This window comes from Aeromonas molluscorum 848 (assembly GCF_000388115.1).
GTDB classification, from domain to species: Bacteria; Pseudomonadota; Gammaproteobacteria; order Enterobacterales; family Aeromonadaceae; genus Aeromonas; species Aeromonas molluscorum.
Map to the genome: position 1 here is coordinate 36,596 of NZ_AQGQ01000005.1, position 26,248 is coordinate 62,843.

General features: G+C 57.1%; 26 protein-coding genes. 14 read left to right on the forward strand and 12 right to left on the reverse strand.

Features of this window, described 5'->3' with window-relative positions; translation table 11 throughout:
* From G113_RS02090 to G113_RS21300, 9 genes are all read left to right on the forward strand, one after another.
* Nucleotides 1-1,773, forward strand: coding sequence for a phage tail tape measure protein (locus G113_RS02090; protein ID WP_005892384.1), 1,773 nt, complete (start codon nucleotides 1-3; stop codon nucleotides 1,771-1,773).
* Nucleotides 1,773-2,096 (forward strand): DUF2590 family protein, encoded by a 324-nt coding sequence (locus G113_RS02095; RefSeq protein WP_005892386.1) that lies wholly within the window; start codon nucleotides 1,773-1,775, stop codon nucleotides 2,094-2,096. The genes G113_RS02090 and G113_RS02095 overlap by 1 nt, the downstream gene beginning before the upstream one ends.
* Nucleotides 2,093-3,280: a baseplate J/gp47 family protein gene (locus G113_RS02100; RefSeq protein ID WP_005892388.1), complete on the forward strand. Its 1,188-nt coding sequence runs from the start codon at nucleotides 2,093-2,095 to the stop codon at nucleotides 3,278-3,280. Before G113_RS02095 ends, G113_RS02100 begins: the two co-directional genes overlap by 4 nt.
* On the forward strand, nucleotides 3,273-3,953 hold the full coding sequence (locus tag G113_RS02105; RefSeq protein WP_005892390.1) for a phage tail protein: 681 nt from the start codon (nucleotides 3,273-3,275) through the stop codon (nucleotides 3,951-3,953). Before G113_RS02100 ends, G113_RS02105 begins: the two co-directional genes overlap by 8 nt.
* Nucleotides 3,953-6,640, forward strand: coding sequence for a phage tail-collar fiber domain-containing protein (locus G113_RS02110; protein ID WP_005892392.1), 2,688 nt, complete (start codon nucleotides 3,953-3,955; stop codon nucleotides 6,638-6,640). Before G113_RS02105 ends, G113_RS02110 begins: the two co-directional genes overlap by 1 nt.
* A 233-nt stretch (nucleotides 6,641-6,873) precedes the next feature.
* Nucleotides 6,874-7,317 (forward strand): hypothetical protein, encoded by a 444-nt coding sequence (locus G113_RS02115; protein ID WP_005892394.1) that lies wholly within the window; start codon nucleotides 6,874-6,876, stop codon nucleotides 7,315-7,317.
* Nucleotides 7,314-7,802, forward strand: coding sequence for a baseplate complex protein (locus tag G113_RS02120; protein WP_456236275.1), 489 nt, complete (start codon nucleotides 7,314-7,316; stop codon nucleotides 7,800-7,802). Before G113_RS02115 ends, G113_RS02120 begins: the two co-directional genes overlap by 4 nt.
* Nucleotides 7,803-7,871: 69 nt before the next feature.
* A complete protein-coding gene (locus G113_RS02125; protein WP_005892398.1) occupies nucleotides 7,872-9,482 on the forward strand; it encodes a hypothetical protein in 1,611 nt (536 codons plus the stop codon).
* Between the two features lie 700 nt (nucleotides 9,483-10,182).
* A complete protein-coding gene (locus G113_RS21300) occupies nucleotides 10,183-10,338 on the forward strand; it encodes a hypothetical protein (protein ID WP_161618900.1) in 156 nt (51 codons plus the stop codon).
* Here the strand turns inward: G113_RS21300 and G113_RS02130 are convergent.
* The 6 genes from G113_RS02130 to rppH all read right to left on the reverse strand — a co-directional run bounded on the left by G113_RS02130 (nucleotide 10,328) and on the right by rppH (nucleotide 16,657).
* Nucleotides 10,328-10,735 (reverse strand): hypothetical protein, encoded by a 408-nt coding sequence (locus tag G113_RS02130; RefSeq protein WP_005892400.1) that lies wholly within the window; start codon nucleotides 10,733-10,735, stop codon nucleotides 10,328-10,330. The two genes, G113_RS21300 and G113_RS02130, sit on opposite strands and share 11 nt — an antisense overlap.
* Complete coding sequence (gene nhaA / locus G113_RS02135; protein WP_005892402.1) at nucleotides 10,732-11,922, reverse strand: Na+/H+ antiporter NhaA; 1,191 nt, start codon at nucleotides 11,920-11,922, stop codon at nucleotides 10,732-10,734. The genes G113_RS02130 and nhaA overlap by 4 nt, the downstream gene beginning before the upstream one ends.
* A 238-nt stretch (nucleotides 11,923-12,160) precedes the next feature.
* The gene (thyA, locus tag G113_RS02140) at nucleotides 12,161-12,955 is read right to left on the reverse strand and encodes a thymidylate synthase (protein WP_005892405.1); all 795 of its coding nucleotides are present in this window, start codon (nucleotides 12,953-12,955) and stop codon (nucleotides 12,161-12,163) included.
* Nucleotides 12,952-13,776 (reverse strand): prolipoprotein diacylglyceryl transferase, encoded by an 825-nt coding sequence (gene lgt / locus G113_RS02145; protein ID WP_005892407.1) that lies wholly within the window; start codon nucleotides 13,774-13,776, stop codon nucleotides 12,952-12,954. Before lgt ends, thyA begins: the two co-directional genes overlap by 4 nt.
* A gap of 73 nt (nucleotides 13,777-13,849) precedes the next feature.
* The gene (gene ptsP / locus G113_RS02150; protein ID WP_005892409.1) at nucleotides 13,850-16,117 is read right to left on the reverse strand and encodes a phosphoenolpyruvate--protein phosphotransferase; all 2,268 of its coding nucleotides are present in this window, start codon (nucleotides 16,115-16,117) and stop codon (nucleotides 13,850-13,852) included.
* A 12-nt stretch (nucleotides 16,118-16,129) separates the two neighbouring features.
* Nucleotides 16,130-16,657 (reverse strand): RNA pyrophosphohydrolase, encoded by a 528-nt coding sequence (rppH, locus tag G113_RS02155; RefSeq protein WP_005892412.1) that lies wholly within the window; start codon nucleotides 16,655-16,657, stop codon nucleotides 16,130-16,132.
* 725 nt (nucleotides 16,658-17,382) lie between these two features.
* Here rppH and mutH point away from each other — a divergent pair.
* The gene (gene mutH / locus G113_RS02165; RefSeq protein ID WP_005892413.1) at nucleotides 17,383-18,063 is read left to right on the forward strand and encodes a DNA mismatch repair endonuclease MutH; all 681 of its coding nucleotides are present in this window, start codon (nucleotides 17,383-17,385) and stop codon (nucleotides 18,061-18,063) included.
* A gap of 80 nt (nucleotides 18,064-18,143) precedes the next feature.
* Nucleotides 18,144-18,467 (forward strand): isoamylase early set domain-containing protein, encoded by a 324-nt coding sequence (locus tag G113_RS02170; RefSeq protein ID WP_005892416.1) that lies wholly within the window; start codon nucleotides 18,144-18,146, stop codon nucleotides 18,465-18,467.
* 103 nt (nucleotides 18,468-18,570) lie between these two features.
* Here the strand turns inward: G113_RS02170 and rplS are convergent, their stop codons facing one another.
* The 5 genes from rplS to ffh form a co-directional block, all read right to left on the reverse strand.
* Nucleotides 18,571-18,918 (reverse strand): 50S ribosomal protein L19, encoded by a 348-nt coding sequence (rplS, locus tag G113_RS02175; RefSeq protein WP_005892418.1) that lies wholly within the window; start codon nucleotides 18,916-18,918, stop codon nucleotides 18,571-18,573.
* A 32-nt stretch (nucleotides 18,919-18,950) separates the two neighbouring features.
* Nucleotides 18,951-19,700, reverse strand: a complete 750-nt coding sequence (gene trmD / locus G113_RS02180) for a tRNA (guanosine(37)-N1)-methyltransferase TrmD (RefSeq protein WP_005892420.1) — start codon at nucleotides 19,698-19,700, stop codon at nucleotides 18,951-18,953.
* A 33-nt stretch (nucleotides 19,701-19,733) separates the two neighbouring features.
* Nucleotides 19,734-20,255, reverse strand: a complete 522-nt coding sequence (gene rimM, locus G113_RS02185; RefSeq protein WP_005892421.1) for a ribosome maturation factor RimM — start codon at nucleotides 20,253-20,255, stop codon at nucleotides 19,734-19,736.
* 24 nt (nucleotides 20,256-20,279) lie between these two features.
* Complete coding sequence (rpsP, locus tag G113_RS02190; protein WP_005892422.1) at nucleotides 20,280-20,528, reverse strand: 30S ribosomal protein S16; 249 nt, start codon at nucleotides 20,526-20,528, stop codon at nucleotides 20,280-20,282.
* A gap of 182 nt (nucleotides 20,529-20,710) precedes the next feature.
* Entirely contained in the window at nucleotides 20,711-22,090 is a 1,380-nt protein-coding gene (gene ffh / locus G113_RS02195) for a signal recognition particle protein (RefSeq protein ID WP_005892423.1), read from the reverse strand.
* 201 nt (nucleotides 22,091-22,291) lie between these two features.
* On the opposite strand from ffh, the gene G113_RS02200 reads away from it, so the two are divergent.
* Both G113_RS02200 and G113_RS02205 read left to right on the forward strand, forming a co-directional pair.
* The gene (locus G113_RS02200; protein WP_005892424.1) at nucleotides 22,292-23,083 is read left to right on the forward strand and encodes a cytochrome C assembly family protein; all 792 of its coding nucleotides are present in this window, start codon (nucleotides 22,292-22,294) and stop codon (nucleotides 23,081-23,083) included.
* Between the two features lie 34 nt (nucleotides 23,084-23,117).
* On the forward strand, nucleotides 23,118-24,407 hold the full coding sequence (locus G113_RS02205; protein WP_005892425.1) for an HlyC/CorC family transporter: 1,290 nt from the start codon (nucleotides 23,118-23,120) through the stop codon (nucleotides 24,405-24,407).
* A gap of 74 nt (nucleotides 24,408-24,481) precedes the next feature.
* Here G113_RS02205 and G113_RS02210 read toward each other — a convergent pair whose 3' ends face one another.
* Nucleotides 24,482-24,949, reverse strand: a complete 468-nt coding sequence (locus G113_RS02210) for an Rrf2 family transcriptional regulator (protein WP_040318830.1) — start codon at nucleotides 24,947-24,949, stop codon at nucleotides 24,482-24,484.
* Between the two features lie 107 nt (nucleotides 24,950-25,056).
* Between G113_RS02210 and hmpA the strand changes: the two genes are divergently transcribed.
* Nucleotides 25,057-26,248 (forward strand): NO-inducible flavohemoprotein (gene hmpA, locus G113_RS02215; RefSeq protein WP_005892428.1); only part of this gene is annotated, 1,192 nt, incomplete at its 3' end.

Consider the following 26,248-nt stretch of genomic DNA (forward strand, 5'->3'; position numbering starts at 1 on the left):
ATGGCCTGGATGGAAAAATTGATGATGCAAGTGGCCTTGGTGGATCAGGTCACCAAGCCCCTGCAGGGCATCAACAGCCAGATCGACAAGGTCAGCAAGGCCGGTCGTCAGGGCTGGAGCAACATGGCCATGGGTGCAACCACCTTGGCCGCCGGCGGCATGGCCATCCAGTCAGCCCTTGGCCCTGCCATCGAGATGGACAGGGCGCTCGGAGAAGTCGCCTCCCTCGATGTGAAAAAGGATGTGCTCGGTGCACTGGGACGCGAGGCGCTCGCGCTCTCGGTCAAGTATGGCGAGTCAGCCACAGAGATTGTCCGCTCCTCCTACGATATCCAGTCTGCGATCGCCGGGCTGGAGGGGAACGAGCTGCCCGCCTTTACCCGCGCCTCGACCACCTTGGCCAAGGCCACCAAGGCCGACACCGCCACCATCACCAACTACATGGGCACCATGTACGGCATCTTCGAGCAGCAGGCCAAGATGATGGGCAAGGCCAACTGGGTGGAAGATTTGGCAGGCAAAACCGCCACTGCCGTGCAGATGTTCAAGACCACCGGCCAGGGCATGGCTGATGCTTTCGGGGCGATTGGTGCCAACGCCACTGCCGCCGGCATCTCGATGGATGAGCAGTTCGCTGTACTCGGCCAACTGCAAGCCACCATGAGCGGGGGCGAGGCCGGTACCAAGTTCAAGTCGTTCCTGGCTGGTGTCGGTGGCGCTCAGAAGGCGCTCGGCATGCAGTTCACCGACTCGGCAGGCAACATGCTGCCGGTGCTGACCGTGCTCGACAAACTCAAGTTGCGCTATGGCGAGACCCTGAGCGTGGCCGAGGGGGACGAGCTCAAGAAGGCGTTCGGCTCGGATGAAGCTGTGGCCATGATCAAGCTGCTGATGACCAACACCAAGGCCCTCTCCACCAACATCAACGCGCTGGCCAACACCCACGGCATGGGCAAGGCCGAACAGATGGCTGCCTCCATGACAGACCAGTGGCAGCGAGTGGAACAAGGCTGGTTCGCCATCCGTGCCGCCGCATTTGGCGTGGTGCTGCCCGCCATCAATGCCGTGGTCGGCGCCTTTGCTGATGGCGCCAATGATGTGCTGCGCTGGACTCACCTCTTCCCGAACCTGACCAAGGTGGTGAGCTACGCCATGCTCGCCATCGTGGGCCTGAGTATGGTCACTGGCGCCTGGATGCTGATAGCCGGGATCGCCAAGTTGGCCACCCTGGGGCTCGGCATCGCCTGGACCGTCATCATGGCCCCGCTCAACCTGCTCAAGGCGGGGATGGCATCGTTCCGGGCCATCATGCTGGCCGTCAATATTGCCATGTATGCCAACCCTATCGGCCTGATCATCGCCGGGATAGTGCTGCTGATCGGCGCTGTTGCGGCTGTCATCTACTACTGGGATGACCTGAAAAAAACCTTCTCCGATTGGGGCGTGTTCCAGTTGCTCGGCAAGTCTATCGACTGGCTGATAGACAAGCTCAACATGATCCCGGGCGTCAATATCGAGGGAGGCTCCATGCCTGACCTCAACCTGCCGAACCCCGAGAACATCAATGCCCCGCTCGCCCGTTATCGCCAGGGAGGCCAAAGCAGCATCCCATCCGGTGGCATTGGCCAACAGCTGATCCAGGCCAATGCGGCCGCGACGACAGCCAACCAGAAGCCGACCAAGGCCATTCACATCGGCGAAGTGCACATGACCAGCCAGAACCCGATGACGCCGGAGCAGATGGCCGAGAACGCTTGGTTGGAGACGCCGTGATGAGCGATCCCAAATACATCGACATCCTGGTCATAGACGGTGCATGGCAGCTCGATGCCGGCGGCCAGCCGCGCATGACGCAAGACCGCCACAGCATCGGCCAGGACATCAAGCACCGCATCATGGAGTCCGGGCTGGCCCGCAAGCTCATCGGCGAGCGCAGCCCTACCCTGCGCGCCGACGTGATGACCGAGATAGAGCTGCTGGTCGAGAACGACGAGCGCCTGATCCCGGGCACCATCGTTATCAGCGAAGAGGCACCAGACCGGATCCTGGTCACCGCCCGCACCTATGAATTTGGCGATCTGGAGGTAACCCTGTGAACCTGCGCCCAACCGTGGATTTTGTGGCCCTGCTGGCGAAAAGCGGGGTACCGACAACCGAGCAGGCCATGGAGGTCGAGCTCAAGAAGGAGGTGGAGGCCGCCGGCTCCCTCATCACCAACGACAGCGATGTGAGCCCGTTCTGGCGTCTGGTGCGCGGCGTGGTCATCACCCCGGCGCTGTGGCTGATCCGCACCCTGCTGGCGGGCCATGTGCTGCCAGCCAGCTTTGCCGCAACCGCCAATGATGCCTATCTCGACCTCAAGGCGTGGGATGTGGATCTCACCCGCAAGGCCGCCCAGAAGACTCGGGGCCTGGTCAGCTTCATCAAGGTCAACCCGAGCGAGGCCGTCACCATCCCGGCAGATGTCTGGATCACCACCGAGCGCATCAACGGCACCATCTACCGCCTGAAACCGCTCCAAGAGATGGTGAGCCCCGCCGGTGAAGCCGTGGCCAAAGTAGTCTGTGAGGCTGAGTTCGCCGGCGGCGCCTGGAATCTGGCCCCCGGCTATTACAACCTGCTGAGCAAACCGGTGACCGGCATCCTGTCAGCTCGCAACGCTGACCGGGATTGGATCACCACCCAGGGTGCCGATGCCGAGAGCAATGACGCCCTTGGCCTGCGCATTCAGAACCAGTTCTCGGCGGTGGGGCGCTATCACATCGACGCCATCTATCGCTCCATGCTCGCCAGCGTGGCGGGGATCCGCGCCGACCATATCTTCTTCGAGCACGACGCACCGCGGGGCCCGGGTACCGCCAATGCCTTCATCCTGCTGGAAGTGGGTACCACCCCCGCCAGCTTGATCGAAAAGCTCAATGACTACGTGAACAACCAGGGCAACCACGGCCACGGCGATGACCTGCAGGTGATGGCCATGCCGGAAACCGAGCACTCGCTGCACCTGGAGCTGTGGCCGGCCGAGAACATGACAGCCGAACAGCGGCTGACACTCAAACGTGAAGTAGAGCTGATGGTGAAAGCGGCCTTTCGCCAGTCAGCGGACTATCCCTCCGTGACCCGGGCATGGCCGCAGTCTCGCTTTTCACTGAGCCAGCTTGGCCGCGAGCTTCATCAGGCATTCGCCGAGATAAAGAGCCTGCACTTCACCGAGCTGGATATCGTCTCTGGCCTCGCCATCCCGCGCCTGAGTGCGCTGGAGGTGTTCCTCCATGACTAAGACCACCGAACTCAACCACCAGGACAAGGCCCCGCAACTGCCAGACAGCACGGCCCCCTGGTGGGAAGACGGCAAGACCATCGCCGAGGGAGTGCAAGAGCCAGCATTCCTGGCCAAAGGCATCATGGCCTTCTGGCGCCGCCTGTGCGGCTGGCTGCTGCAACCGCTGACCCAGCAAGACCCGATGACCTGCTCGGAGGCCATGCTGGCGCTGATCGCTTGGGAGCGGGACATCACCCGCTTCAAGGGGGAGCCGCTTGACCTGTTCCGCAAGCGGGTGAAGTACGCCTTCATCAATGCCCAGGACTCGGGCGAAGTGGCCGGTTTCAAGCGCATCTTTGAGCGCCTTGGTATCGGCTGGTGTGAACTTCATGAACGCCAAGACGCGACCCCTTGGGACGTCATCACCATCGAGGTGGCCGACAGCGCCTTGGCCGCCAATCAGCAACTGATGGAGACCCTGATCCAGCACTACGGCCGCACCTGCCGCCGTTACCGCTTCCAGGTGCTCTACCCAGCCGTGGGCTACCTGCATGCTGGCCGCATTGACATGGGTCACCAGGTATTTGCCGCAACCCTCAATAAACCCGCCTGCAAGGGATACTTGCGCGCCGGTCAAATCCATTTCATTCAACACGTTTACGGGGCAAGCCTGCCCAGCAAGGAGTCCTGATGAGCCAGGTCATTACCAACGCATTCGAACAATATTGGCAGTCCAGCCTGGCCGCAGAACAACCGGTCGTACTGGATGAATTCATCCTGGCTGATATCCCGAATCTGGATATCACCTCCCCCATTGACCCGGACACCGGCCTGCCGCCGGAAAGTCAGATCGTGCATCGCCAGAACGTGGACCAGCGCGGCCGCATCAACAACAACGCGGTGGCCTACACCATTGTGATGGATACCACGGTCGGCGACTTCTCGTTCAATGCCATGTACCTGCGCAACAAGCAGAACGGCGTGATCGGGATGATTGTCTACAAGGGGCGCGAGACCAAGCTCAAGACCGACCAGACCACCGGCCAGACCGGTAACTCCCTGGTCAAGTCCATGCTGATGGGTTACGACCAGGCAGCCGAGGCGACCCTCACCAACGTGGATGCCGGCACTTGGCAGATTGACTATGCCGCCCGCCTGCGCGGGCAGGATGAAGATCTGCGCCAGCTGGCCAGCCAGCTCTATGGCCATCACACCTTCATCGGCGATGGTTTCAAGGTCGTGCAACAGGATGGCGGCCATCAGGTTACCCAAGGCGTGGCCATCGTCGGTGGCCTGCGCATCGAGCTGAAACAGCCACAGGTCATTTACCCGGGTTCCAAGCCGATAGGCGTCTGGGTAGATGTGCACCGGTCAGGTTCGCTGCTCTCTGAGCATCAGAACCACTTCACCATCATCACCAGCGTGGCGGATCTGACCGACCATGTGGACGAAAGCGGCTATCCGCACTACGTGGCCAAGCTGGGTACAGTGCAGGCTGACAGCACTGTTATTGATGGCCGTGGGCAGGGTGGTAGCGGCGGTTCAGGCGCCATCCCTGACACCTTCGCCCTCTGGAAACGCTCGATGGCCGAGGCAGGCTATGACCTGATCGGCCAGTTCGGCACCAAGTTGACCATAGAGATAACCAAACAGGTGGTGCTGAGCAAAGATGGCACCAAGGTTTATTCATGGACTGGTCAACTGCCAAAGGCAATTGATGTCAATGAGCTTCCCAATGAAGATAGTCAATGGGTTCTGGTAAGTGGCAATTCATTAAGGGGGCAACTGAGCGGTGCAGCTGGTGCAAGCCAAATTGGAGTAGGTAATACAACTGTTGAAAGGATTTTAAGTAGTGAGTTTTTCATAGACTACTTCGCCCCAGTCCTTGACTATGGCCCCATATTCAACGCAACCATGCAAAACAGCATATATGGTGGAAAGATAAAGCTCAGGAGTGAGCGCTACCCTGTTCTAACAACAATTAATAGACGCGCAGGGTGGGGTATAGAGGGTGTAGGGCCGTATGCGACAGAGCTTTATTGGGATGGGGGTGATAACGCTCTAATTCAATATGACAAAATATTGCTTAAGTCTCGTAACGGTGAAGTCATAGGCAATGAATCAGGCCAATACCATACTTCACTGCAGAAGCTTTCGTTGATAGGTAACGGAAAGGGAATAGGCCTTTGGCGCGGCGAGGGATGGTGGGACCGAGCATCAGAAGTAATAATCGAAGGCTTTGATATAGGTCAAAAAGATGGAATAGGGTATTCGAATCAAAGCGGATGTTTCTGGTGTGTCAACGATCAAGTTTGGTACAGGAATAACCGAGTCAATTTACACGTAACAGACGGATCTAACCTTAACTTATGGACAATGTGTAGATTCTCTGGAGCTACTGATTGGGATATTGAGTTTGTAGAACCATCTAATGCGCAAGTACTTGGCCAGCAAGGTAACAGGTTTTCAGATTGCGAGTGGGCCTCAAACAATGCGATTTATCTTGGAGCAAAGATATTCGACATGAATTTCCATAACCCATATTTTGAACAAGCTGGTTATGCTGTATATGACGGAACTAGCCATGTAAAGGGGTCGATAACCTTTACCGGTACACCGAAGTTTTTTGGAAAGAAGTCCATAAAGAACAAAATCTTTGTCGGACACAATGGTGGTAGCTGCCAAAACTGGGCTTTCTATAATTTAAAAACTAACTTAGGGAAGGGAGTGGGAGCCCCAGACATTAATTATCTAATTGACATGGGCGATGGCGCAAATTACTTCAGTGTCATTGGTCCAACGGTACAAACCGGTGTTGATGGTTGGGAATTAACTCAGGAGTCTAATTACTCAAGACTTAAGATGCAGCTTTTTGATGTCAATGGTAAGTCAGTTCTATTTGCTAAATCCATTTCATCAGAACTTCTTGTTGCAAACAAGAACCACACGGTTGTTGATTATAAAAACCTAAGGGATGTTGGAGTTGACATGTTTGAGGCTGGAGTTAGCCTTGGCGAGTTAAACTCATCATGGCAGACTGTCATGACAATCCCTGACTTTGTAATTCAATATGCATTCGCAGTCCTCCACTGCGAATTGACAATATCAGGGAGGAATCCTAGCTTTAACAGGGTTCATTCAGCTCACATCGGATTCGAGCTTGATAGTGAAAATGGAGCAATATTAAATAATGTAGAGCTTTACAACAGGCAAACTGGAACAGAAAACGTATATGTAGAATACAGATTGTTTGTTGATGGCGAAACAGCGATGGTTCAAATTAGAAATAACTCGGCATCACTGTATAACTCTTATGATCAAGTATATTGCGCTGTAGAGGCCAAGGTTGCTGGTAAATTCCCTGCTATGTGTGCATAGGAGCCTCTGTGACTGTTAAGACTATTTCAACAGGGCCACATAGTTATGTGGCCGTAAATAGACAAGGTAGCGAACCTGAACTGGCAGCATCAAAAGCCATAAAGATACTGGCGGCCAAACTTCAAGATAAAGCAGACAATAATCATCCGACCGAAAAATTATATTCAGTAGTATGGCTGGTAACTGCCGCCAGCGAACAGGAGCTGCCAGCCAAGCTGGCAGAGGTATGTACAGTGCTACCGCTGCCAGAGTGGTGCACCACCCTGCGCCGTCTCACCGCCGAGAACGACCTGATGGAACAGCCGGTGGCGGCCATGGTGCCGCGCTGGAAGGCGGGCGACCCGCTTATCTGGGATCCGCTGCGCCGCCATCTGCTGGCCTCTGCCGCTCGTTCTGCCTTGCAGCAGAGCGAGGGTAACTCGCCATCACCGGACACCACCCGCGCCAAGCTGGCCGCGCTGACCGGCAAACGCACCGCCCGTATCGCAGAACTGGACTCCGAGCTGACCACCAAGCCGAGTTTGGCTGGCAAGATGTGGAGCTGGCACGGGTATGGCGATCCGGCGAGCCTTGCCGCCCAGTTGCTGGAGAGCGATCACCCTGACCACAGCGTCGCCGTAGGCGCCCTGCTGCTCTCCCCCTCCCCCCTCACCTTCTGGCAGGAGTTAACCCAATGAGTAGAACGGCCATGCTCACCCTGGACGGTGAGCCCATTGTAATGAAGTCGATGCGGATCTCCGCATCGATGCAGTTTCAGGACAAAGACAACAGCGGCCAGACCAGCAGCACCAGTAGCTCGGAGCAGGGGGAGAAGGCCAAGGAACTGGATGTGTCTGGGCTGGTACCGTTCAAAGATGAGAAGACCCTGAGCCGCCTGTTTGAGCTGGCTGATGCCAAAGGTGACGGCGGCAAGCGCCATATCTACCGGGTCGGCTCGCTGCTCGCCAAGTCGGTGAAAGTGCGCCAGGCCAAGTTTGCCGGCCGCATCACCGCCAGCGAGCAAGAAGGCCTGCTGGCGTGGCAGGTGCAGTTCACCCTGCGCGAACATAACTCGGTACCGGAGAAGCGCGAGCAGCGCCTCCCCAAGGCTGCTGCCACCGTGGGGCAAGGCACCGCCAAGTGCTACCCCGGCGAAAACAGACAGCAGCGCGGCAGCGTCTGAGCAGGAGCAGCTCAGTTCCTGGGAGAAGGTGATGAAGGGGCTGGATGACAAGCTGGGAGACGTAATGGCGTGAAACTATCGACCAATCTGACCTTAGGGGGTAAACCGGCCCACCTGGTTGACCATGATATCGTGCTCGACCTCTCTGCCGGTGGCCGTGCCTCCCTGACTATCGACGGGACAGCGACCAAGGGGCAGACCCTGACCCTGGATACCGGCTACAACGGTGAACTGCGCCGCTGGTTCACCGGTTATGTCTATGACGTACAACCCGCCGCCAACGGTGCCAGCAAGCTGCTATGTCGTGAGCTGGCCGGGATCCTGGGCAGTAAGTTCCCTGTCAGTATCCAGCATGCCACCCTGCGCAGCCTGCTGGCCTGGCTGACAGACCAGACCCAGCTCACCTTCTTGCTGCCGGACGGGGCAGACTACACCGACACCCCGATCCCCAACTTCACCAGCGCCGGCACCGGCTATCAGCTGCTCGATAATGCGGGCCGCGCCTTCGCGGTACCGGACTTCATCTGGCATCAACAACCAGATGGCGCCATCTTCGTGGGCAGTCATGTCCATAGCCGCTGGGCAGATAAGGCGGTGGAACTGGACTCGGCCTTCTCGGCCCGCCAAGCGGGCAACACCATGACCCTAGCCCCGATCCCGGCCATGCGCCCGGGGGCCATCGTCAATGGCAAGCGGGTGGAGCGGGTACGGCTCAAGGGTGACGAAATGACCCTGACCACGGCCACACCAGGTAAACCGGTGAAGTCGCCAGAGCGGCGCAAGATGGAGGGGGAGTTCCCCGAGCTGGCCGACAAGATGCACCTGCCCAAGTTCGGCAGGGTTGAGGCCATCAGCGACCAGGCCACCGCCGGTCAGCTCAATGACCCGTTTCGTCCTCGCTATGCGGTAGATGTGCGGCTGTTCAATGAGGATGGCGAGCCAGATGAAGGGACACCGCTCTATCGAGCTGTACCGCTGCCGGTCATGTTCGGCGGACCTGAGCAGGGGCTGATGCAGTTCCCCATCGAGGGAACCATGGTCGAGCTGGGGTTTGCCTTTGGTCGGGCAGACCGGCCGTTCATTCGCACCATCCTGGGCACTGGCTGGCCTCTGCCGGATATCGCCCCGGGCGAGCAGCTGCAGCAGCAACGGGCCGAGGTGTTCAGCCGTACCGATACCGTGGGCAACCAGTCACGCCATACTGACCGCCGCCAGCACGACAAGGCCATGCAGATGATCCGCGAGGCGGACGAGTACCTGGGCGAGTTCGGTCAGCACCGGATGAGCGTCTTGGCCAGTAGCGTGGAAGAGGTCGGGGGCATGAAGTGTATCGAGGCGCTCGGGGATATCGAACTGCTGACCGCCGAAGACATGATCCTGGGCAGCGCCGGTAACATGAGCCAGACAGCCTGCGGTAACCTGGATGAAGATATCGCCCTGGTTCGTCGGGCACTTGCCGGCGAGCTGCAGCACTTCGAGTCACCCAAGTCGTGGATGGGTAGCGATGGGGTGAACATCTTCCGTCTGCTCAACCAGCTGATGAACGTGGTGGAGCAACTGGCCGCCACCGCCGCCAGCCATAACCACGGTGGCCCACCGCCAACCAATGCCGAGACATTCATCGGCCAGAGCGAGCAGGCCGGCCAACTGGCAAGCACCCTATCCCCCATCATTGAGTAACCCACCAAGCGAAGAAGGCCCCACACCGTGGGGCCTTCTTCTATCTGCCTGACAGCGCCTGAGCATGGCCAGGGAATGGCGCCGCATGAAGAGGCACCATCGGGCAGGGCTGCATCATACGTGAAGCCTGAGCACGCACACAGCCTCCGAGCACAAGGCAGCGACGCCCACCGCCGCGTCTGCGTCACGGAAACCGCGCTCTTCCGCTCCCGCCTGCGCGCCGCACCAATAAAAATTTTTGCAAAAGTGGATTACCGCAAAACCATAGGCCCAGGCCGCGCCAGATAAAGGATCTCGGACGAGGTGAGGATCTGAAAGGATCGAAAGAAATTGCAGGGTTTTACAGTTCGGCGGGGCTCTGGATAACGAAGGTGAAAACGTAACTCGTTGAATGTATTGGGATGGTCGTACTTTCCGTGAGGATTTGAATGATTGGGGAGGATCTGCAAAGTTGCTTCGAGCTGCCTGGAAGACTTTTAGTTTCAGTTGGTTAGGTGTGATAAGGGCTGATCTGATAACTGAAATTTTGAAAGGGCGCTGTGGCCTTGCTGCGCCGACTGACCTACCTCACGGAACATAGGTTTTCTATGAAATGTGTCCGGTCACGCTTGGTTGGGCAAATACAGAAGGAAACCGATCATCAGAATCACAGCCACCTTCAAGGGGTAGAAGGTAAGCACATTTCCCAGACGCAGGAAGAATGCGTCGACTGGTATTGAGCGAGGAACAAAAAGGCAGCAGAGCCAAAACCCTGCCGCCACTTTGCCGCCACAAACCAAAATATCACGCACAGCGCATTGAATTTAAACAACAAAAACTCAATAGAACACTAGAGGTGATTGTAGTTAAGGTGTGACATCCGATGGGGTTTCCGCGGTACGCGGACTCCGGTAGCAGCTGAGTTCAACCGCCAGAATGTCATACATGTCACTGACCGAGTCAACCTTGTTTGCCGCGAACTGGTTAATCAAGGTCTGTTTCAACTTGGCGGCATCGGGTCGACGCTGGCCACAGTAGCGTTTGTTGTCATGCTTGAGTCGCTCACCGACCCGGCTGCGCAGCGCCCGCTCCTGGAAGGTTTCCCCAAAACGGGCACGAGCTTGCTGATCTCCCATGCCCAGGGCGCCATCCACTACGCCATCGAGATAAGCGGAGCAGTCAGGCGAAACGGCATCCTGCTTGCATTGTTCCAACCCGCTGGCCCAGGCCGTGGCAGGCCCGAGCAGCATCAATACCATCAATGTTTTCTTCATAACCCCTCCGTACTCTGGTCGGCGATCCCCTTGGGCAGGGACAAGCGCAAGGCAACATAGCCCACCACGGCAGCCAGGGTGGAACCAACCAGTATGCCCAGGCGCGAGTAGCTGCCATAGTCCATGCCGCCGTGCTCGAATGCCAGGGAGGCAATGAACATCGACATGGTAAACCCGATGCCGCACAGGATGCTGACCGCAAAGATCTGGCGGAAGTTAACCCCGGGTGGCAACTGGGCGAGGCCCAGACGCACCGACAGCCAGCTGATGGTGAATACCCCCAGTGGCTTGCCTACGAACAGACCCAGCATGATGCCCATGGGTACAGGGCTGAGCAGGGTATCCAGCCCAATGCCATCGAGGGAGACACCCGCATTGGCAAAGGCGAACAGGGGCAATATCAGGTAGGCACTCCAGGGATGGAGCTGGTGTTCCAGATGTTTGAGCGGCGAGAGGTGACGCTCTCCCTTGAGAGGGATCAGGAAACCGACGATCACCCCGGCGAGCGTGGCATGGACGCCGGATTTGAGCACGGCCACCCAGAGCACCAACCCGACCAACATGTAGAGGGAGATGCGATCCACTCCGCGGCGGTTCATCCATACCAGCGTCAGGGTTGCCACCAGTCCCACGGCCAATGCCGCCAACGACAGCTGCTGAGTGTAGAAGAGAGCGATGATGATGATGACGCCCAGATCGTCCATGATGGCCAGCGCCAGCAGGAAGACCTTGAGACTGGTGGGTACCCGCTTGCCTAGCAGAGCCATAACGCCGAGGGCGAAGGCAATGTCGGTGGCCGCCGGTATGGCCCAGCCAGCCCGGGTCACCTCATCCGAATAGTTGAAGAAGGAGTAGAGCAAGGCAGGCACCAGCATGCCCCCCACGGCAGCAATGGCCGGGAAGGTCGCCTGTTCCCTGGAAGAGAGCGCCCCTTCCATCATCTCCCGCTTCACCTCCAGCCCGACCAGCAGGAAGAAAATGGCCATGAAGCCATCGTTGATCCAGAGCAGCAGGGGTTTGTTGATGTCCAGCGCCGAGATGCGCACCTGGACCCGGGTATTGAGGAAGGCCTGATAGGCATCGGCCAGACTGGAGTTGGCAAGCAAGATAGCAACCAGCGCCGCCAGGATCAGAATAATCCCCGAAGCGGACTCCAGTTTCAGAAAGCGTTTAAATACATCACTCATGGTCAAGCTATCCCCCCAAAATTCTATTGGATCCAGTCTAGACAGGGATTAGAACAATGAAAAATCGTTTCTTACAGCCTGAAGCAACGGAAAAACCGAAAGCAAAACACCAATAAGCGACTATAAGCATGCACAAGCCAGTGAAAAACTCAGGCAGCCACTGACTTACATACTGAATGAATATCTACGTTATTGCATAAATTAAGGGATGAAAAAGGCGCCCGCAGGCGCCTTAATATTAGATGGCGACGGGCGCCTTGATGCCAGGATGTGGATCGTATCCCTGGATCTCGAAATCCTCGAACTGGTAGTCGAACAGGGAGTCCGGTTTACGCTTGATAACCAGTTGCGGCAGCAAGCGCGGTTCCCGGGAGAGTTGCAGCGCCGTCTGCTCCATGTGGTTGGAGTAGAGGTGTACATCACCGCCGGTCCAGACGAAGTCACCTACCTCCAGATCGCACTGCTGGGCCATCATATGGGTCAGCAGGGCATAGCTGGCGATGTTGAAGGGCAACCCCAGGAATACGTCGCAACTGCGCTGGTAGAGCTGGCAGGAGAGCTTGCCGTCCGCCACATAGAACTGGAAGAAGGCATGACAGGGGGCCAGTGCCATTTTATCCAGCTCACCCACGTTCCAGGCCGAGACGATGATACGGCGAGAGTCCGGATTCTGCTTGATGTCATCAATGGCCTTCTGGATCTGATCGACAACGGTACCATCAGCCGCCGGCCAGGAGCGCCATTGGGCGCCATAGACAGGGCCAAGATCGCCGTTCTCATCGGCCCACTCATCCCAGATGCTGACGCCATGTTCCTTGAGATAGGCGGTATTGGTATCGCCATTGAGGAACCAGAGCAGCTCGTGAATGATGGATCTCAGGTGGCACTTCTTAGTGGTGACCAGCGGGAATCCCTCGGCCAGATTGAAGCGCATCTGATGCCCAAACAGAGAAACCGTGCCAGTACCGGTGCGATCGGATTTGACCGTGCCCTCATCCAGGATCTTCTGCATCAAGTCGAGGTAAGCTCTCATTTTGCCTCCTTGGCGGCATTACCGAACAGGCGAGGCTGCTTGTAGGCGGCCCAGACCATGATGGCACCGGCCAATATCATCGGAGTGGAGAGGATCTGCCCCATGCTGATCTCCTGGAAATAAAGACCAAGTTGCGCATCGGGTTGGCGCACGAACTCCACCAGGAAGCGGAACAACCCGTAGCAGAACAGGAAAAGCCCCGAAATGGCGCCCCGGGGCGGCTGCTTACGCCAGAACAGATTGAGGATGATGAAGAGCACCACCCCTTCCAGGGCAAACTGATAGAGCTGGGATGGGTGGCGCGGCTCGGGGCCTGCCTCCGGGAATATGATGGCCCAGGGCACATCGGTGACGCGACCCCAAAGCTCGCCGTTCAAGAAGTTGCCGATACGGCCAACCCCCAGTCCGAACGGGATCAGCGGCGCGACGAAATCTGCAACCGTGAAGAAGTGACGCTGGGTCTTGTGGGCAAACCAGATCATGGCGGTAATGACGCCAATCAGGCCGCCGTGGAACGACATGCCACCAGTCCAGATCTTGAACAGATAGAGAGGGTCGGCCAGGAAGAGATCGAAGTTGTAGAAGAGTACGTAACCGACTCGCCCCCCCAGGATCACCCCGAGGAAGCCGTAGAAGAGCAGATCCGAGACCTCATTGCGGGTCCAGCCACTGTTGGGGGTATCGGCGCGGCGGCCAGCCAGCCACATGGCAAAGGCGAAGCCGACCAAGTACATGAGGCCATACCAGCGTACCGACAACGGCCCCAGGCTGAATGCGACGGGATCAATCTGTGAGAAAACCCAATATCCATCGTGCTGCATAAGCGTCTCTGTCAAACGAAAAGCCGCATTTTGCGATCAATCTCGCAGGGGGACAAGGTTTGATGTTAATCAGTTAGGGCTTGTGACCTGCTCGCAGCAGGCCACCCAGGCCCTGTTCTTCCAGATAGCGGGCAAACAGGCCACGCAACACATGGGGATTGTCGTGTTTGAGCCCCTCGGCCAGCAAGCTGGTCAGTTCGCTCAACGTCGACTGGCGCAACACATACTTGATGCGGGCTATGTTGTGGGTATTCATGCTGAACCGGCGATAACCCATGGCCAGCAACAGCAGGACACCGACAGGATCGCCAGCCAACTCGCCGCAGACCGACACCGGTTTTTTGTATTGGTGGGACGCATCAACCAGCAGTTGCAAGGCTCGGATCACCGCCGGATGGAAGGCATCATAGATGTTGGCCACCCGGGCATTGTTGCGATCTACCGCCAGTAGGTACTGGGTCAGATCGTTGCTGCCCACAGACCAGAAGTCGATGAGAGGCGCCATCTCCGGCAAGATGTAGAGGGCGGAAGGCACCTCTATCATGGCGCCAAGGCTGGGGTAATTGATGGCGGCCCCGCGGGTCGCGGCCTCTTCAGAGACTTCCCGCCAGGCCTGATCGAGCAGGCGACGAGAGGCTTTTATCTCTCCCACGCTGCTGATCATCGGCAGCATGATGGTGAGGTTGTCCAAGCCTTCGCTTGCTCGCAGCATCGCCTTGAGCTGGACCAGGAACAGTTCGGGGTGATCCAGGGTGAGCCGGATCCCCCGCCAGCCAAGGAAGGGGTTCTCCTCGACGATAGGGAAGTAAGGCAATGGTTTATCGCCCCCCACATCCAGGGTGCGCATGCAGACGGGACGGTCCCGATAGGTTTCGAGAATACCGCGATAACGCGCAGTCTGCTCCATCTCCGAGGGGAAACTGTCTTGCAGCATGAAGGGGATTTCGGTGCGATAGAGCCCAACCCCGTCGGCCAGTTGATTGAGGGATATCTCGGTGTCGGCACTGAGCCCGGCGTTGAGCAGCAAGGAGACCTTGACGCCATCCGCCGTCTCGGACGGCAGGTTATCGACGGTGCGAACCAGCGTGTCGAGGGCCCGCTCCTCATCAAGCAACTGGCGGTATTCGGTCAGCAGCAGCGCACTGGGTTCGATGAAGAGATCGCCGCTGTAACCATCCAGGATGAGCGGACGGCCGCCGATGTCACCAAGCGGCAGCTCGACCCCCATGATGGCAGTGATGCCCATGGCCCGCGCCAATATGGCGGCGTGGGAGTTGGTTCCCCCCTTGAGCGACACAACACCGCTCAAAAACTCTCGCGGGATCTCGGCCAATATGGTGGCGGTCACCTCATCCGCCACCAGAATGACGGGTTCACCTATGGTGAAATGTTCGGGCTCATTCTGCACCAGACGGCTGATCAGCCGCTGGGCTATGTCCTTCACATCGGTGGAGCGCTCCCGCAGATAGGGATCCTTCATGCCCCGGAACTGATCGATCAGGCGATCGCTGACCAGCTTGACCGCGGAGACCGCAGTCCAGTGTTCCTTGCTGACCTTATGACGGATTGGCTTGATATAGCTGGGATCATCGAGCAGATGCAGATAGATGTCGAAGATGGCGACCGAATCCTGGCTGTAGCTCTCGCGAAAACGCAGCGCCAGACTCTCCAGATCGTGCCGTACCTCTGCGACCGCCTCCTCGAGACGGACCAACTGAGCCTGGTGATCCTCGTCCTTGCGCGGGTTGATGGTATTGAGCGCCTTGCGCGGGCGCCAGACCCAGGCTTTGGCAATGGCAATACCACTGGCGCCAGCAATGCCGCGCAGTGGCTTGCTCCAGTCGGTTTTCTGCAACCAGCCCTTGGTCTGGGCATGGGCGATCCGGGCCGCCAGCTGGGCGGCCAGCGTCACAAGGAAAGACTCCTCGCTCTCGTCAAAGAGCCGGCTCTCTTTCTGTTGCACCACCAGGATACCCACCACTTGACGCTGATGCATGATGGGGGCGCCGAGGAAAGAGCGAAACGCCTCCTCTGCCACATCGGGTAGAAACTTGAAACTGGGGTGGGAGGGGGCATCGGCCAGGTTGATCAGCTCTTCGCGCTGACCGACCAAACCGACTATACCCTGCTCGAACGGCAGCGTGGTCTTGCCGACGGCCGCTTGTGCGAGGCCGTCAGTGGCCGCCAGCCGGTAGCAGCGGGCCTCGGGTTCGGAGACGTAAACGGAACAGCAGGATACCTGCATGGCGAGCCGGGTCTGGCCCACCAATGCTTCCAGTGACTGCTCGAGGGTGTTGGCCTGAGCCATGCTCTCGACGATACGTCTCAATTCCGTCAGCAAATACTCTGCTCCTTAGCGAGAACGGTGGCGCCGTCCTTCCTTCTTGTTACTGACCTGCTGCGCCACTGGCATCGCCAGCGGGGCAAACTCCTTCATCACCCGACGATACACTTCCCGCTTGAAGGAGACGACCTGGCGAACCGGATACCAGAAGCTGACCCAGCGCCAGTCATCAAATTCAGGATGACCATAACAGCCAAATTGAATGTGCGACTCACTACCTGAATTCAACTGCAGCAGAAACCATTTCTGTTTTTGGCCAACACAGACCGGTGAACTGTCCCAGCGGACAAGACGTTTGGGTAAGCGATATTTGAGCCAGTTACGGCTGATAGCCAGTATGGTCACATCCTCGGGCTTGAGGCCAATCTCCTCATACAATTCCCGAAACATGGCCTGCTCTGGTGTCTCACCCTCATCTACTCCCCCCTGGGGAAACTGCCAGGAGTGCTGTCCATAGCGCTTAGCCCACAGAACTTGTCCTTCGCGGTTACAGATCACGATGCCGACATTGGGACGAAACCCGTCACCATCTATCACGTGATCACCTTATAAAGGCTGAATCTATAAGGGGATTGTTCCACATTCACCCCTTGGCAGCAAACGGCGGTTACATCCCGCGAATCATGAATAACTTTCTATTTCAACCCAAGTTATAAACAAACTCAGGGATCCTCATTCAGGAGTTGCTCACGCTAACTGTGCATAACACTGTGAGCAAACGGGTATACCCACACATACTAACAAACGAGATCCCTGACGAACAGTGATATCCCTCTTGGATGAGATAAGAATAATTCCTTTTAATACATATAAATAACTATAAACAACTGGATCAAGATCCATGGCTTTGCAACCACAGGATCCCGGATCCAGATTGTGAACAAGTCTGGGTGCTCAAAGATCCATCAAGATGGATTTATCCACAAGGCCTGACCTCTTTCTCGCCAGGATCCCGGCCAAAAAAGCGGTTGGATCACATTTTTTTCTCTTAAAGTGGGGAGCGCTCCCCATGGAGATCAGTTATCCAAGTTTTCTGTGGATAACTATGTGTAACAAGCAGGGCAAACCCTTGGACAAGTTCATGACATGAAGATCCTGATAACAACAAAGCCAGATTTCATCATCAAAATCATTTAAAATCATGATGATAAGTAAGCGACTTCCATTATGCCCCTCTTTCTTATTCCGTTCGGCACACTGCTGATAAAATCAGCAGATCCCGTTCGGATCACGGATCCCCCCTCTTAACCACAGGAGAACCCATGCCTTCACCCACCCCCCCCCAGTCAGAACAGGAGTTGCTGGCCCGTGCCCATGCCATCGCCGGTTTCACCCTGGCCCAGCTGGCGGCTAAGGCTGGCATCAAGGTGCCGCGGGACCTGCGCCGGGACAAGGGCTGGGTTGGTCAGCTCATCGAGTGGCAGTTGGGTGCCAGTGCCGGCAGCAGACCGGAACAGGATTTCCCTGAGCTGGGCATAGAACTCAAGACAATACCGGTGGATCCAAAAGGTAAGCCGCTGGAGACCACATTCGTCTGCGTGGCGCCCCTCATCGGTATCAGTGGTCAGCACTGGGAGTCATCGAATGTGCGCAACAAGCTCTCCCGGGTGCTCTGGATCCCGGTCGAAGGCAGCCGCGATATCCCGATAGGAGAGCGACGGGTCGGCATGCCACTGTTGTGGATCCCCAGCGCCGAGGAGAATGCCCTGCTGCGCCAGGACTGGGAGGAGTTGATGGACATGATAGTGCTGGGTGAGGTGGAACAGATCAGTGCCCGTCATGGTCAAGTCATGCAACTCCGTCCCAAAGCCGCCAACAGCAAGGCGCTGACTCGCGCCATCGGCAGGGCAGGCCAGCCGATCATGACCCTGCCCAGGGGCTTCTATCTCAAGATCCCCTTCACCCATGCCCTGCTAATGCGCCACTTCGCCTTGCCCAAATGAGACTTTATCTGTCACCTTGTCATGAATTGGTATAAAAATAACCAATCTGGTTTCTTCGTAGCCAATGACAAGGAGGCGTCATGCCTATCAATAAGCAGTTCCTCAAGTCCCGTCCGGAAGTCAAAGTCACCTTCGCAGTGGAGAAAGTTGCCGCCGAAGGAGCCGAGCAGGTATTGCTGCTGGGAGAGTTCAACCAGTGGCAGCCGATCGAGCTCAAGCGTATGAAAAGCGGCGAGTTCAAGGCAACCCTCAATCTCCCCACAGATGGCCCCAGCCACTTCGAGTACTGCTATCAACTGGTCCACTCCGATGGAGAGAGTCGTTACGATAACGACTGGGCGGCAGATGCGTACGTGCCAGGCCCGTTCGGGCGGGACAACTCAGTGGTGCGAGTCGACACCTAGCCTTCCAGGTCCAATGCCAGCAACAAAAAAGGCTCGCCATTGGCGAGCCTTTTCACTACCTGTCGAGCTATTTGCCGACATATCGACACCAATTCGAATCGAATTAGTTGAGCTTCTCTTTGATACGAGCAGCTTTGCCGGACAGGTTGCGCAGGTAGTACAGTTTGGCGCGGCGAACATCACCACGACGCTTCAGTTCTACACTGTGGATCAGCGGAGAGTGAGTCTGGAATACACGCTCAACACCTTCGCCGTTGGAGATCTTGCGAACGGTGAAAGCAGAGTGCAGACCGCGGTTACGCTTGGCAATGACGATGCCTTCGAAAGCCTGCAGACGCTCTTTACCACCTTCTTTAACGCGCACTTGAACACGTACGGTATCGCCCTGGGCAAAAGCCGGGATGTCGCTACGCAGTTGCTCTTGTTCAAGCTGCTGAATAATCTTGCTCATTGTCTTTCCTTACCTAGGATAAACTGAAAACTCTACTTAACGCTGTCACGCACTTCGCGGACATACTCGGCAAGAAGTGATTCTTGCTCGTCAGTCAGAGCTAGGTTGTTAATAAGTTCCGGCCTACGTTGCCAGGTTCGTCCGAGCGATTGCTTGAGCCGCCAGCGCCTGATCACTTCGTGATTGCCGCTTGTCAGCGCCTCTGGCACCGCCAATCCATCCAACACCTCTGGCCGAGTGTAGTGGGGATGATCCAGCAAGCCATCCGTAAAGGAGTCTTGCTCGGCACTGGCCTGATCCCCCAATACCCCTGGGACCAGACGCGAAACCGCATCGATCAGGGTCATGGCAGGCAACTCGCCACCACTTAGCACGTAATCGCCGATAGACCACTCTTCGTCGACTTCGGTTTGTATCACGCGCTCATCGATACCTTCGTATCGACCGGCAATCAGGATCAGTTTCTGATCCGTCGCCAACTCGGTTACGCCCGCTTGAGTCAGCTTGCGCCCCTGAGGGGAGAGATAGATGACTTTCGCCCCGTCTCCCGCCGCTTGCTTGGCCGCATGAATCGCATCACGCAGCGGCTGAACCATCATTAACATGCCGGGCCCACCACCATAAGGACGATCGTCGACCGTACGGTGTTTGTCGTGGGTAAAGTCCCGGGGGTTCCAGCACTCAATCTGCAGCAGGCCACTCTTGACGGCCCGACCCGTTACCCCGTATTCGGTAATGGCTCGGAACATTTCCGGGAAGAGGCTAATCACCCCAATCCACATAAGAAACCTCCGATACTCTGTTACCGCGGGAAACTAGAAACCAGGATCCCAATCAACTTCGATTGTGCGAGCAGTCAGATCAATATTCTTGATCACCTGCTCTTCCAGGAACGGAATCAACCGCTCCTTTGCGCCAAAGGCATCTTTTACATTGGCTTCAACCACCAACACATCGTTGGAGCCGGTTTCCATCAATTCGGTCACCTTGCCAAGGTCATATCCCTTGGTGGTCATCACGGAGCAACCTATCAGGTCACGCCAGTAGAACTCACCGTCGGGCAGATCAGGCAACTGATCGGCGGGTACGCCAATCTCGACATTGGTCAATGCCAGGGCATCCTCGCGCACATCGATACCATCGAGCTTGCAGATCAGACCCTTGTTATGACGCTTCCAGGCCGAAACCTTGAGTTCACGCCACTCCCCGTTCTGATGAATCAGCCAGGGTTTGTAATCGAAAATCGCTTCGGCAACATCGGTGAAGGAGTTCACTTTCAGCCAGCCCTTGATGCCGTATACGGTACCCAGGGTGCCCAGAACTATAGGTTTATCCACCTTAACTCCCTACCGTTTGGCTGATTAAGCAGCTTTAGCAGCGTCTTTGATCAGCTTGGCAACACGGTCAGAAACAGTGGCACCAGTACCAACCCAATGCTCGATGCGAGCCAGGTCCAGGTTCAGCTTGTCAGCGGAACCAGAAGCAACCGGGTTGAAGAAACCAACACGCTCGATGAAACGACCGTCACGGGCGTTACGGCTGTCAGCAACTACTACCTGGTAAAACGGACGCTTTTTCGCGCCACCACGTTGTAAACGAATGGTTACCATATCGTCCTCATTAACATCTAATGAACAGGGCCCGCAAACACGCGAACCCTAGCTTAAAATAAGCCGCGTAATACTACTTGAATTCATGCCAATTGCAACTGAACCAGCCAAATTTTGCGCAGCCTGCAGACAACAGAGGCTCCCTCGGGGGGAGCCTCTTGCATCGGAGGGGATGATACCGATTAGAAGGGGCCGCGACCACCACCACCGAAGCCCGGTGGCAGCATGTTTTTCATCTGGCCCATCATTTTGCGCATACCGCCCTTGCCGGACATCTTCTTCATCATGCGCTGCATCTCGGTGAACTGCTTGAGCAGCTTGTTCACATCCTGCACCTGCATGCCAGAGCCTGCGGCGATGCGGCGCTTGCGGGATCCCTTGATGAGATCGGGATGAGCTCGCTCCTTCGGGGTCATGGAGCTGATGATGGCCTCCATGCGAATGGTGAGCTTGTCATCCATCTGATCTTTCACATTGTCCGGCAGACCGGACATGCCCGGCAGCTTGTCGAGCATGCCCATCATGCCGCCCATATTGCGCATCTGGGCCAGCTGCTCGCGAAAATCTTCCAGATCGAAGCCCTTGCCGCTCTTGACCTTGTCGGCCAGCTTGGCCGCTTTCTCTTTGTCGACGGTGCGTTCCACCTCCTCGATGAGGGAGAGCACATCGCCCATACCGAGGATGCGCGACGCCAGACGGTCAGGGTGGAAAGGCTCGAGCGCGTCGATCTTCTCACCCATGCCGATGAACTTGACCGGTTTACCGGTGATATGGCGCACGGAGAGCGCGGCACCACCACGGGCATCACCATCGGCTTTGGTGAGGATCACGCCGGTGAGCGGCAGTGCCTCGTTGAACGCCTTGGCAGTGTTGGCGGCATCCTGACCCGTCATGGCGTCTACCACGAACAGGGTCTCGACCGGCTTGATGGTGGCGTGGAGATCGCGGATCTCGTCCATCATGTCGCTGTCGACGTGCAGGCGACCGGCGGTATCCACGATCACTACGTCATAGAACTTCTTGCGCGCGTGATCGATGGCCGCATTGGCGATCGCCAAGGGTTTCTGGGTCGCGTCGCTCGGGAAGAAGTCGACGCCGACGTCCCCGGCCAGCGTCTCTAGCTGCTTGATGGCGGCGGGGCGATAGACGTCCGCACTGACCACCAGTACCTTCTTCTTGTTGCGCTCTTTCAAGAACTTGGCGAGCTTGGCAACCGTGGTCGTCTTACCGGCCCCCTGCAGACCGGCCATCAATATGATGGCTGGCGGCTGGGCTGCCAGGTTGAGCTGCTCGTTTGCCTCGCCCATCACGGAGACCAGCTCGCCGTGCACTATCTTGATGAAGGCCTGGCCCGGGCTCAGGGACTTGGCCACTTCCTGGCCGACGGCCCTATCTTTGACCCGCGCCACGAAATCGCGCACCACGGGCAGCGCCACGTCCGCTTCGAGCAGCGCCATGCGCACCTCGCGCAGAGTCTCTTTGATGTTCTCTTCGGTCAGTCGCCCGCGGCCACTGACATTGCGCAGGGTGCGCGAGAGTCGTTCTGTCAAATTCTCAAACATGACGCTTTCCGGTTCTTGGCATAGTAAATGGCGGCATTATACCTCAGCCATTGCCTGAGGACGATTATTCGCCGCATCGACTGCGACGGCCTGCTTCCTATATATGGGCAGATTGCCGATTGCACAACTGGCGAGCACCTCACCCGCAGGGTATACTGCCTCCCTTGTTCACCTAAATGCTTGTTCAACAACGACCTGGTTATGATCGTGATCTCTGTTCTGGCCCTGGCGTTTTACCTGCTGGCCATCATCGCCTCCCTGCATCTGTTGCTGAGCGCCAAGCCGACGGGGCAGCACAAGTTGTTCGCCTGTGTTGCGTTCGCCCTGATCGCCCATGCTATTACCCTGGGTGCCGAGGTGACACAGACCAACTCGGGCCAGAATCTCAGCATGTTGAACGTGGCCTCCCTGGTGAGCCTTATCATCAGCACCTTCATGACCTGCGCAGCTCGCCGTTTCAACGGCTGGATCCTGCTGCCCGTGGTCTACGGTTTTTCGGCCCTGCTGCTCACGGCGAGCGCTCTGATCCCGAGCCGCTACATCACTCATCTGGAAGCCCATCCCCAGCTGTTGCTGCACATAGGTCTGGCGCTGATGGCTTATTCGGTGCTGATGATAGCCTGCCTGTTTGCCTTGCAACTGGCCTGCCTCGATCGCCAGCTCAAGTCCCGCAAGCTCAGTCAGTTGCCCGCCATGCCGCCACTGATGACAGTGGAGAAACGGCTGTTCCAGCTCATCTCAGCCGGCCTCTTCCTGCTGACGCTGTCCATCGCATCTGGCCTCTTCTTCCTGGAGGACATGTTTGCCCAGGGCAAGTCCCACAAGGCAGTGCTCTCCATTCTGGCCTGGTGCGTCTATGCGTTTTTGCTCTGGGGTCATCATACCCGTGGCTGGCGTGGCCGCCGCGTCATCAGTCTGAGCCTGATAGGTTCAGCAATACTGACCCTCGCCTATTTTGGCAGCCGCTTCGTCAAAGAAGTACTGCTCAACTAAATCACTCATAAACCAGCACCAACAGGAGCCCTTTTTGGACAGCATATCAACGAGCACATTATTGATTGTTCTCGTTATTCTGATCTTACTATCCGCTTTTTTCTCGAGCTCCGAAACCGGCCTGATGTCGATCAACCGTTACAAGTTGCGTCATCTGGCACAGACCAAGCACAAGGCTGCCCGTCGGGTAGAGCGCTTGCTGGCACGTCCGGATCGCCTCATCGGCCTCATCCTCATCGGCAACAACCTGGTCAACATACTGGCATCCGCCATCGCCACCATTGTGTGTATCCGGCTATTTGGTGACTTCGGGGTGGCCGTGGCCACCTTCGGCCTGACCATAGTGGTACTGATCTTCGGTGAAGTAACGCCCAAAACCCTGGCGGCCATGTATCCGGAGAAGATTGCTTATCCGGCCTCCTGGATCCTCAAGGGGCTGATGGTGCCGCTCTACCCCTTCGTCTGGCTGATCAACGGCATCACCAGCAGTCTGCTCAAGCTGCTCAAGATTGCCCCCAAACAGCGTGACTCCCTCAACACAGAGGAACTGCGCACCATAGTCAACGAGGCAGGCAGCATGATCCCCCAGCGTCACCAGGACATGCTGCTCAGCATCCTGGATCTCGACAAGATGACGGTGGAGAACATCATGGTGCCGCGCAGCGAGATCTACGCCATTGATATCAATGACGACTGGAAAACCATACTCCGTCAGCTGGTGCACTGCGCCCACACCAAGATACTGCTCTATCGCGACAACATAGATGACGCCGTCGGCTTCCTCCATGCCCGCGACGCCCTGCGCCTCATCGCCAAGGATCAGTTCAGCAAGTCGAGCCTGCTGCGGGCGGTCAAGGAGATCTACTTCATTCCGGAGGGAACCCCCCTCAATGTCCAGCTCGCCAAGTTCCAGCGCAACAAGGAGCGGATCGGCCTCATCGTCGATGAGTATGGCGACATCCAGGGACTCATCACCCTGGACGACATACTTGAGGAGATTGTCGGTGATTTCACCACCTCCATGACACCCACGCCGAGTGACGAAGTCCATCCCCAGCCAGATGGTTCCTTCCTGGTCGAGGGCTCGGTCAGCATCCGCGAGCTCAACAAAGAGATGAACTGGCATCTGCCGACCGATGGCCCCCGCACCCTCAACGGCGTCATTCTGGAGTACCTCGAGGAGATCCCCCAACCCAATATCGGCATACGGCTGGCGGGTTATCCCATAGAGATACTCGAGGTGGAACATAACATGGTCACCATGGCGCGCATCATGCCGCAGTTCTACCGCAGCCCAGCATCCGCCGAGGATGATGACGACTGATGCCGACCGCGCCTTGAGTGCCAAAACGAAGAAGGGCTGCCCATAGGCAGCCCTTCTTCGTACCGGGAACCGACTCAGAAGTCGTTGTCGTCGGCAGCGATGGTGAGGGTCGGGATCAGCTCGCCGAACACTTGAACCAGTTCGTCGCGATTGGCCAGCAAATCCTGCAAGCTATAGCCATCCATCACCCCCAGGAAAGCATTCATGGCATCCTTCAATGCCCCTTTGAGCAGGCAAACCGAGATAATATGGCAGACGGGAGAGTGGCAATCGATGCCATCCAGGTTCCCTTCCAGCTCGCGGATCACCTGCCCTATGTTGATGGCATCAGGGGCACAGGCCAGCCGAATGCCGCCATGCTTGCCACGCTGGGATTGCAGATAGCCCAGCTTCACCAGCTGATTGACTACCTTCACCATGTGGTTGCGGGAGACGCCATACAAGGCAGAAACCTTGGCGACACTCGACAACTCACCCTCCGGCAGCGTCGCCAGATAGAGCAAGGCTCTTAATCCAAAATCGGTATAACTTGTCAGTCTCATAATGCCTGTTTAGCGCAAAGCGAAAGAGGGAGGATTGATCCTCATCAAATAAACATCTAGGATGCAACTTATTAAGTGACATTTTGAATGCTCAATTAAGAGGTCCTATGTTAGATCAAGCCACCATCGCAGTCATCAAAAGCACCATTCCCCTGCTCGAATCGGCCGGGCCTGCCCTGACCGAGCACTTTTATCAGCGCATGTTTCGCGATAACCCCGAGCTAAAGGATGTATTCAACCTGGCTCATCAACGCAGTGGCGGCCAACCGCTGGCGTTGTTCAACGCCGTCGCAGCCTATGCCAAGAACATCGACAACCTGGGTGCCCTCGCCGGTGCCGTGGAACGCATTGCCCACAAACACACGGGTTTCCTGATCCAGCCAGCACAATATCACATTGTGGGTAGTCATCTGTTGGCCACGCTCAAAGAATTGGGCGGTGAAGCGGTCACCGAAGAGGTACTGGCGGCCTGGGGCAAGGCTTACGGGGTGCTGGCCAATATTTTCATTGGCCGGGAGAGCGAGATCTACCAGGAAAAGGCCGAGCAGCCCGGTGGCTGGCAAGGTGGCCGAGCCTTCGTCATCGAGCGCAAACAGGTCGAGAGTGAGGTCATCACCTCCTTTGTGCTGGCACCGGTCGATGGGTTGCCCGTCCTCGACTTTCAGCCAGGCCAATATCTCAGCCTCAAGCTGACGCACCCCGACCTGACATATCAGGAGATCCGCCAATATTCCCTCTCCGATGCACCCAACGGGCGCAATTACCGGATCAGCGTCAAGCGTGAATCCCAGGGACAAGTCTCCAACCTGCTCCACGACAAGCTGCAACCAGGGGATGTCGTGGAGGCGATGCCACCGGCGGGGGACTTCGTGCTGACGGCCAAATCCGATCAGGCCGTGGTGCTTATCTCGGCCGGTGTGGGCCAGACCCCCATGCTGAGCATGCTCAACCAGCTGTTGGCGATGGGGCATGGCGCCAATATCCGCTGGCTCCATGCCTGCGAGCAGGGAGCATTGCATGGCTTCAAGCAGGATATACACACCAAGTGCCGCCAGCATGCACAATTGCTCAGCCGGGTCTGGTATCGCGTCCCGACAGATCAGGACCAGCCGGGAGAGGATTATGACTTCACCGGCACCATGGCACTGACGCAGGTACGGGATCTGTTGCCCGATGACGCGCACTACTACTGCTGCGGCCCCCTGCCCTTCATGGCCAGCATCAAACAGCAGTTGCTGGAGATCGGGGTGAATGGCGAGCACCTTCATTACGAAGTATTTCGGCCCCATCGAAGATCTA

Coding starts and splice junctions, on each gene's coding strand:
- G113_RS02200 (WP_005892424.1), top strand. CDS start 22,292: ATGATCGTGATCTCTGTTCTGGCCCTGGCGTTTTACCTGCTGGCCATC.
- G113_RS02170 (WP_005892416.1), top strand. CDS start 18,144: ATGCCTATCAATAAGCAGTTCCTCAAGTCCCGTCCGGAAGTCAAAGTC.
- rplS (WP_005892418.1), bottom strand. CDS start 18,918: ATGAGCAAGATTATTCAGCAGCTTGAACAAGAGCAACTGCGTAGCGAC.
- rpsP (WP_005892422.1), bottom strand. CDS start 20,528: ATGGTAACCATTCGTTTACAACGTGGTGGCGCGAAAAAGCGTCCGTTT.
- G113_RS02090 (WP_005892384.1), top strand. CDS start 1: ATGGCCTGGATGGAAAAATTGATGATGCAAGTGGCCTTGGTGGATCAG.
- G113_RS02130 (WP_005892400.1), bottom strand. CDS start 10,735: ATGAAGAAAACATTGATGGTATTGATGCTGCTCGGGCCTGCCACGGCC.
- ffh (WP_005892423.1), bottom strand. CDS start 22,090: ATGTTTGAGAATTTGACAGAACGACTCTCGCGCACCCTGCGCAATGTC.
- G113_RS02120 (WP_456236275.1), top strand. CDS start 7,314: ATGAGTAGAACGGCCATGCTCACCCTGGACGGTGAGCCCATTGTAATG.
- mutH (WP_005892413.1), top strand. CDS start 17,383: ATGCCTTCACCCACCCCCCCCCAGTCAGAACAGGAGTTGCTGGCCCGT.
- thyA (WP_005892405.1), bottom strand. CDS start 12,955: ATGAGAGCTTACCTCGACTTGATGCAGAAGATCCTGGATGAGGGCACG.
- trmD (WP_005892420.1), bottom strand. CDS start 19,700: ATGTGGATTGGGGTGATTAGCCTCTTCCCGGAAATGTTCCGAGCCATT.
- G113_RS02095 (WP_005892386.1), top strand. CDS start 1,773: ATGAGCGATCCCAAATACATCGACATCCTGGTCATAGACGGTGCATGG.
- G113_RS02110 (WP_005892392.1), top strand. CDS start 3,953: ATGAGCCAGGTCATTACCAACGCATTCGAACAATATTGGCAGTCCAGC.
- G113_RS02105 (WP_005892390.1), top strand. CDS start 3,273: ATGACTAAGACCACCGAACTCAACCACCAGGACAAGGCCCCGCAACTG.
- nhaA (WP_005892402.1), bottom strand. CDS start 11,922: ATGAGTGATGTATTTAAACGCTTTCTGAAACTGGAGTCCGCTTCGGGG.
- G113_RS02210 (WP_040318830.1), bottom strand. CDS start 24,949: ATGAGACTGACAAGTTATACCGATTTTGGATTAAGAGCCTTGCTCTAT.
- lgt (WP_005892407.1), bottom strand. CDS start 13,776: ATGCAGCACGATGGATATTGGGTTTTCTCACAGATTGATCCCGTCGCA.
- G113_RS21300 (WP_161618900.1), top strand. CDS start 10,183: ATGCGTCGACTGGTATTGAGCGAGGAACAAAAAGGCAGCAGAGCCAAA.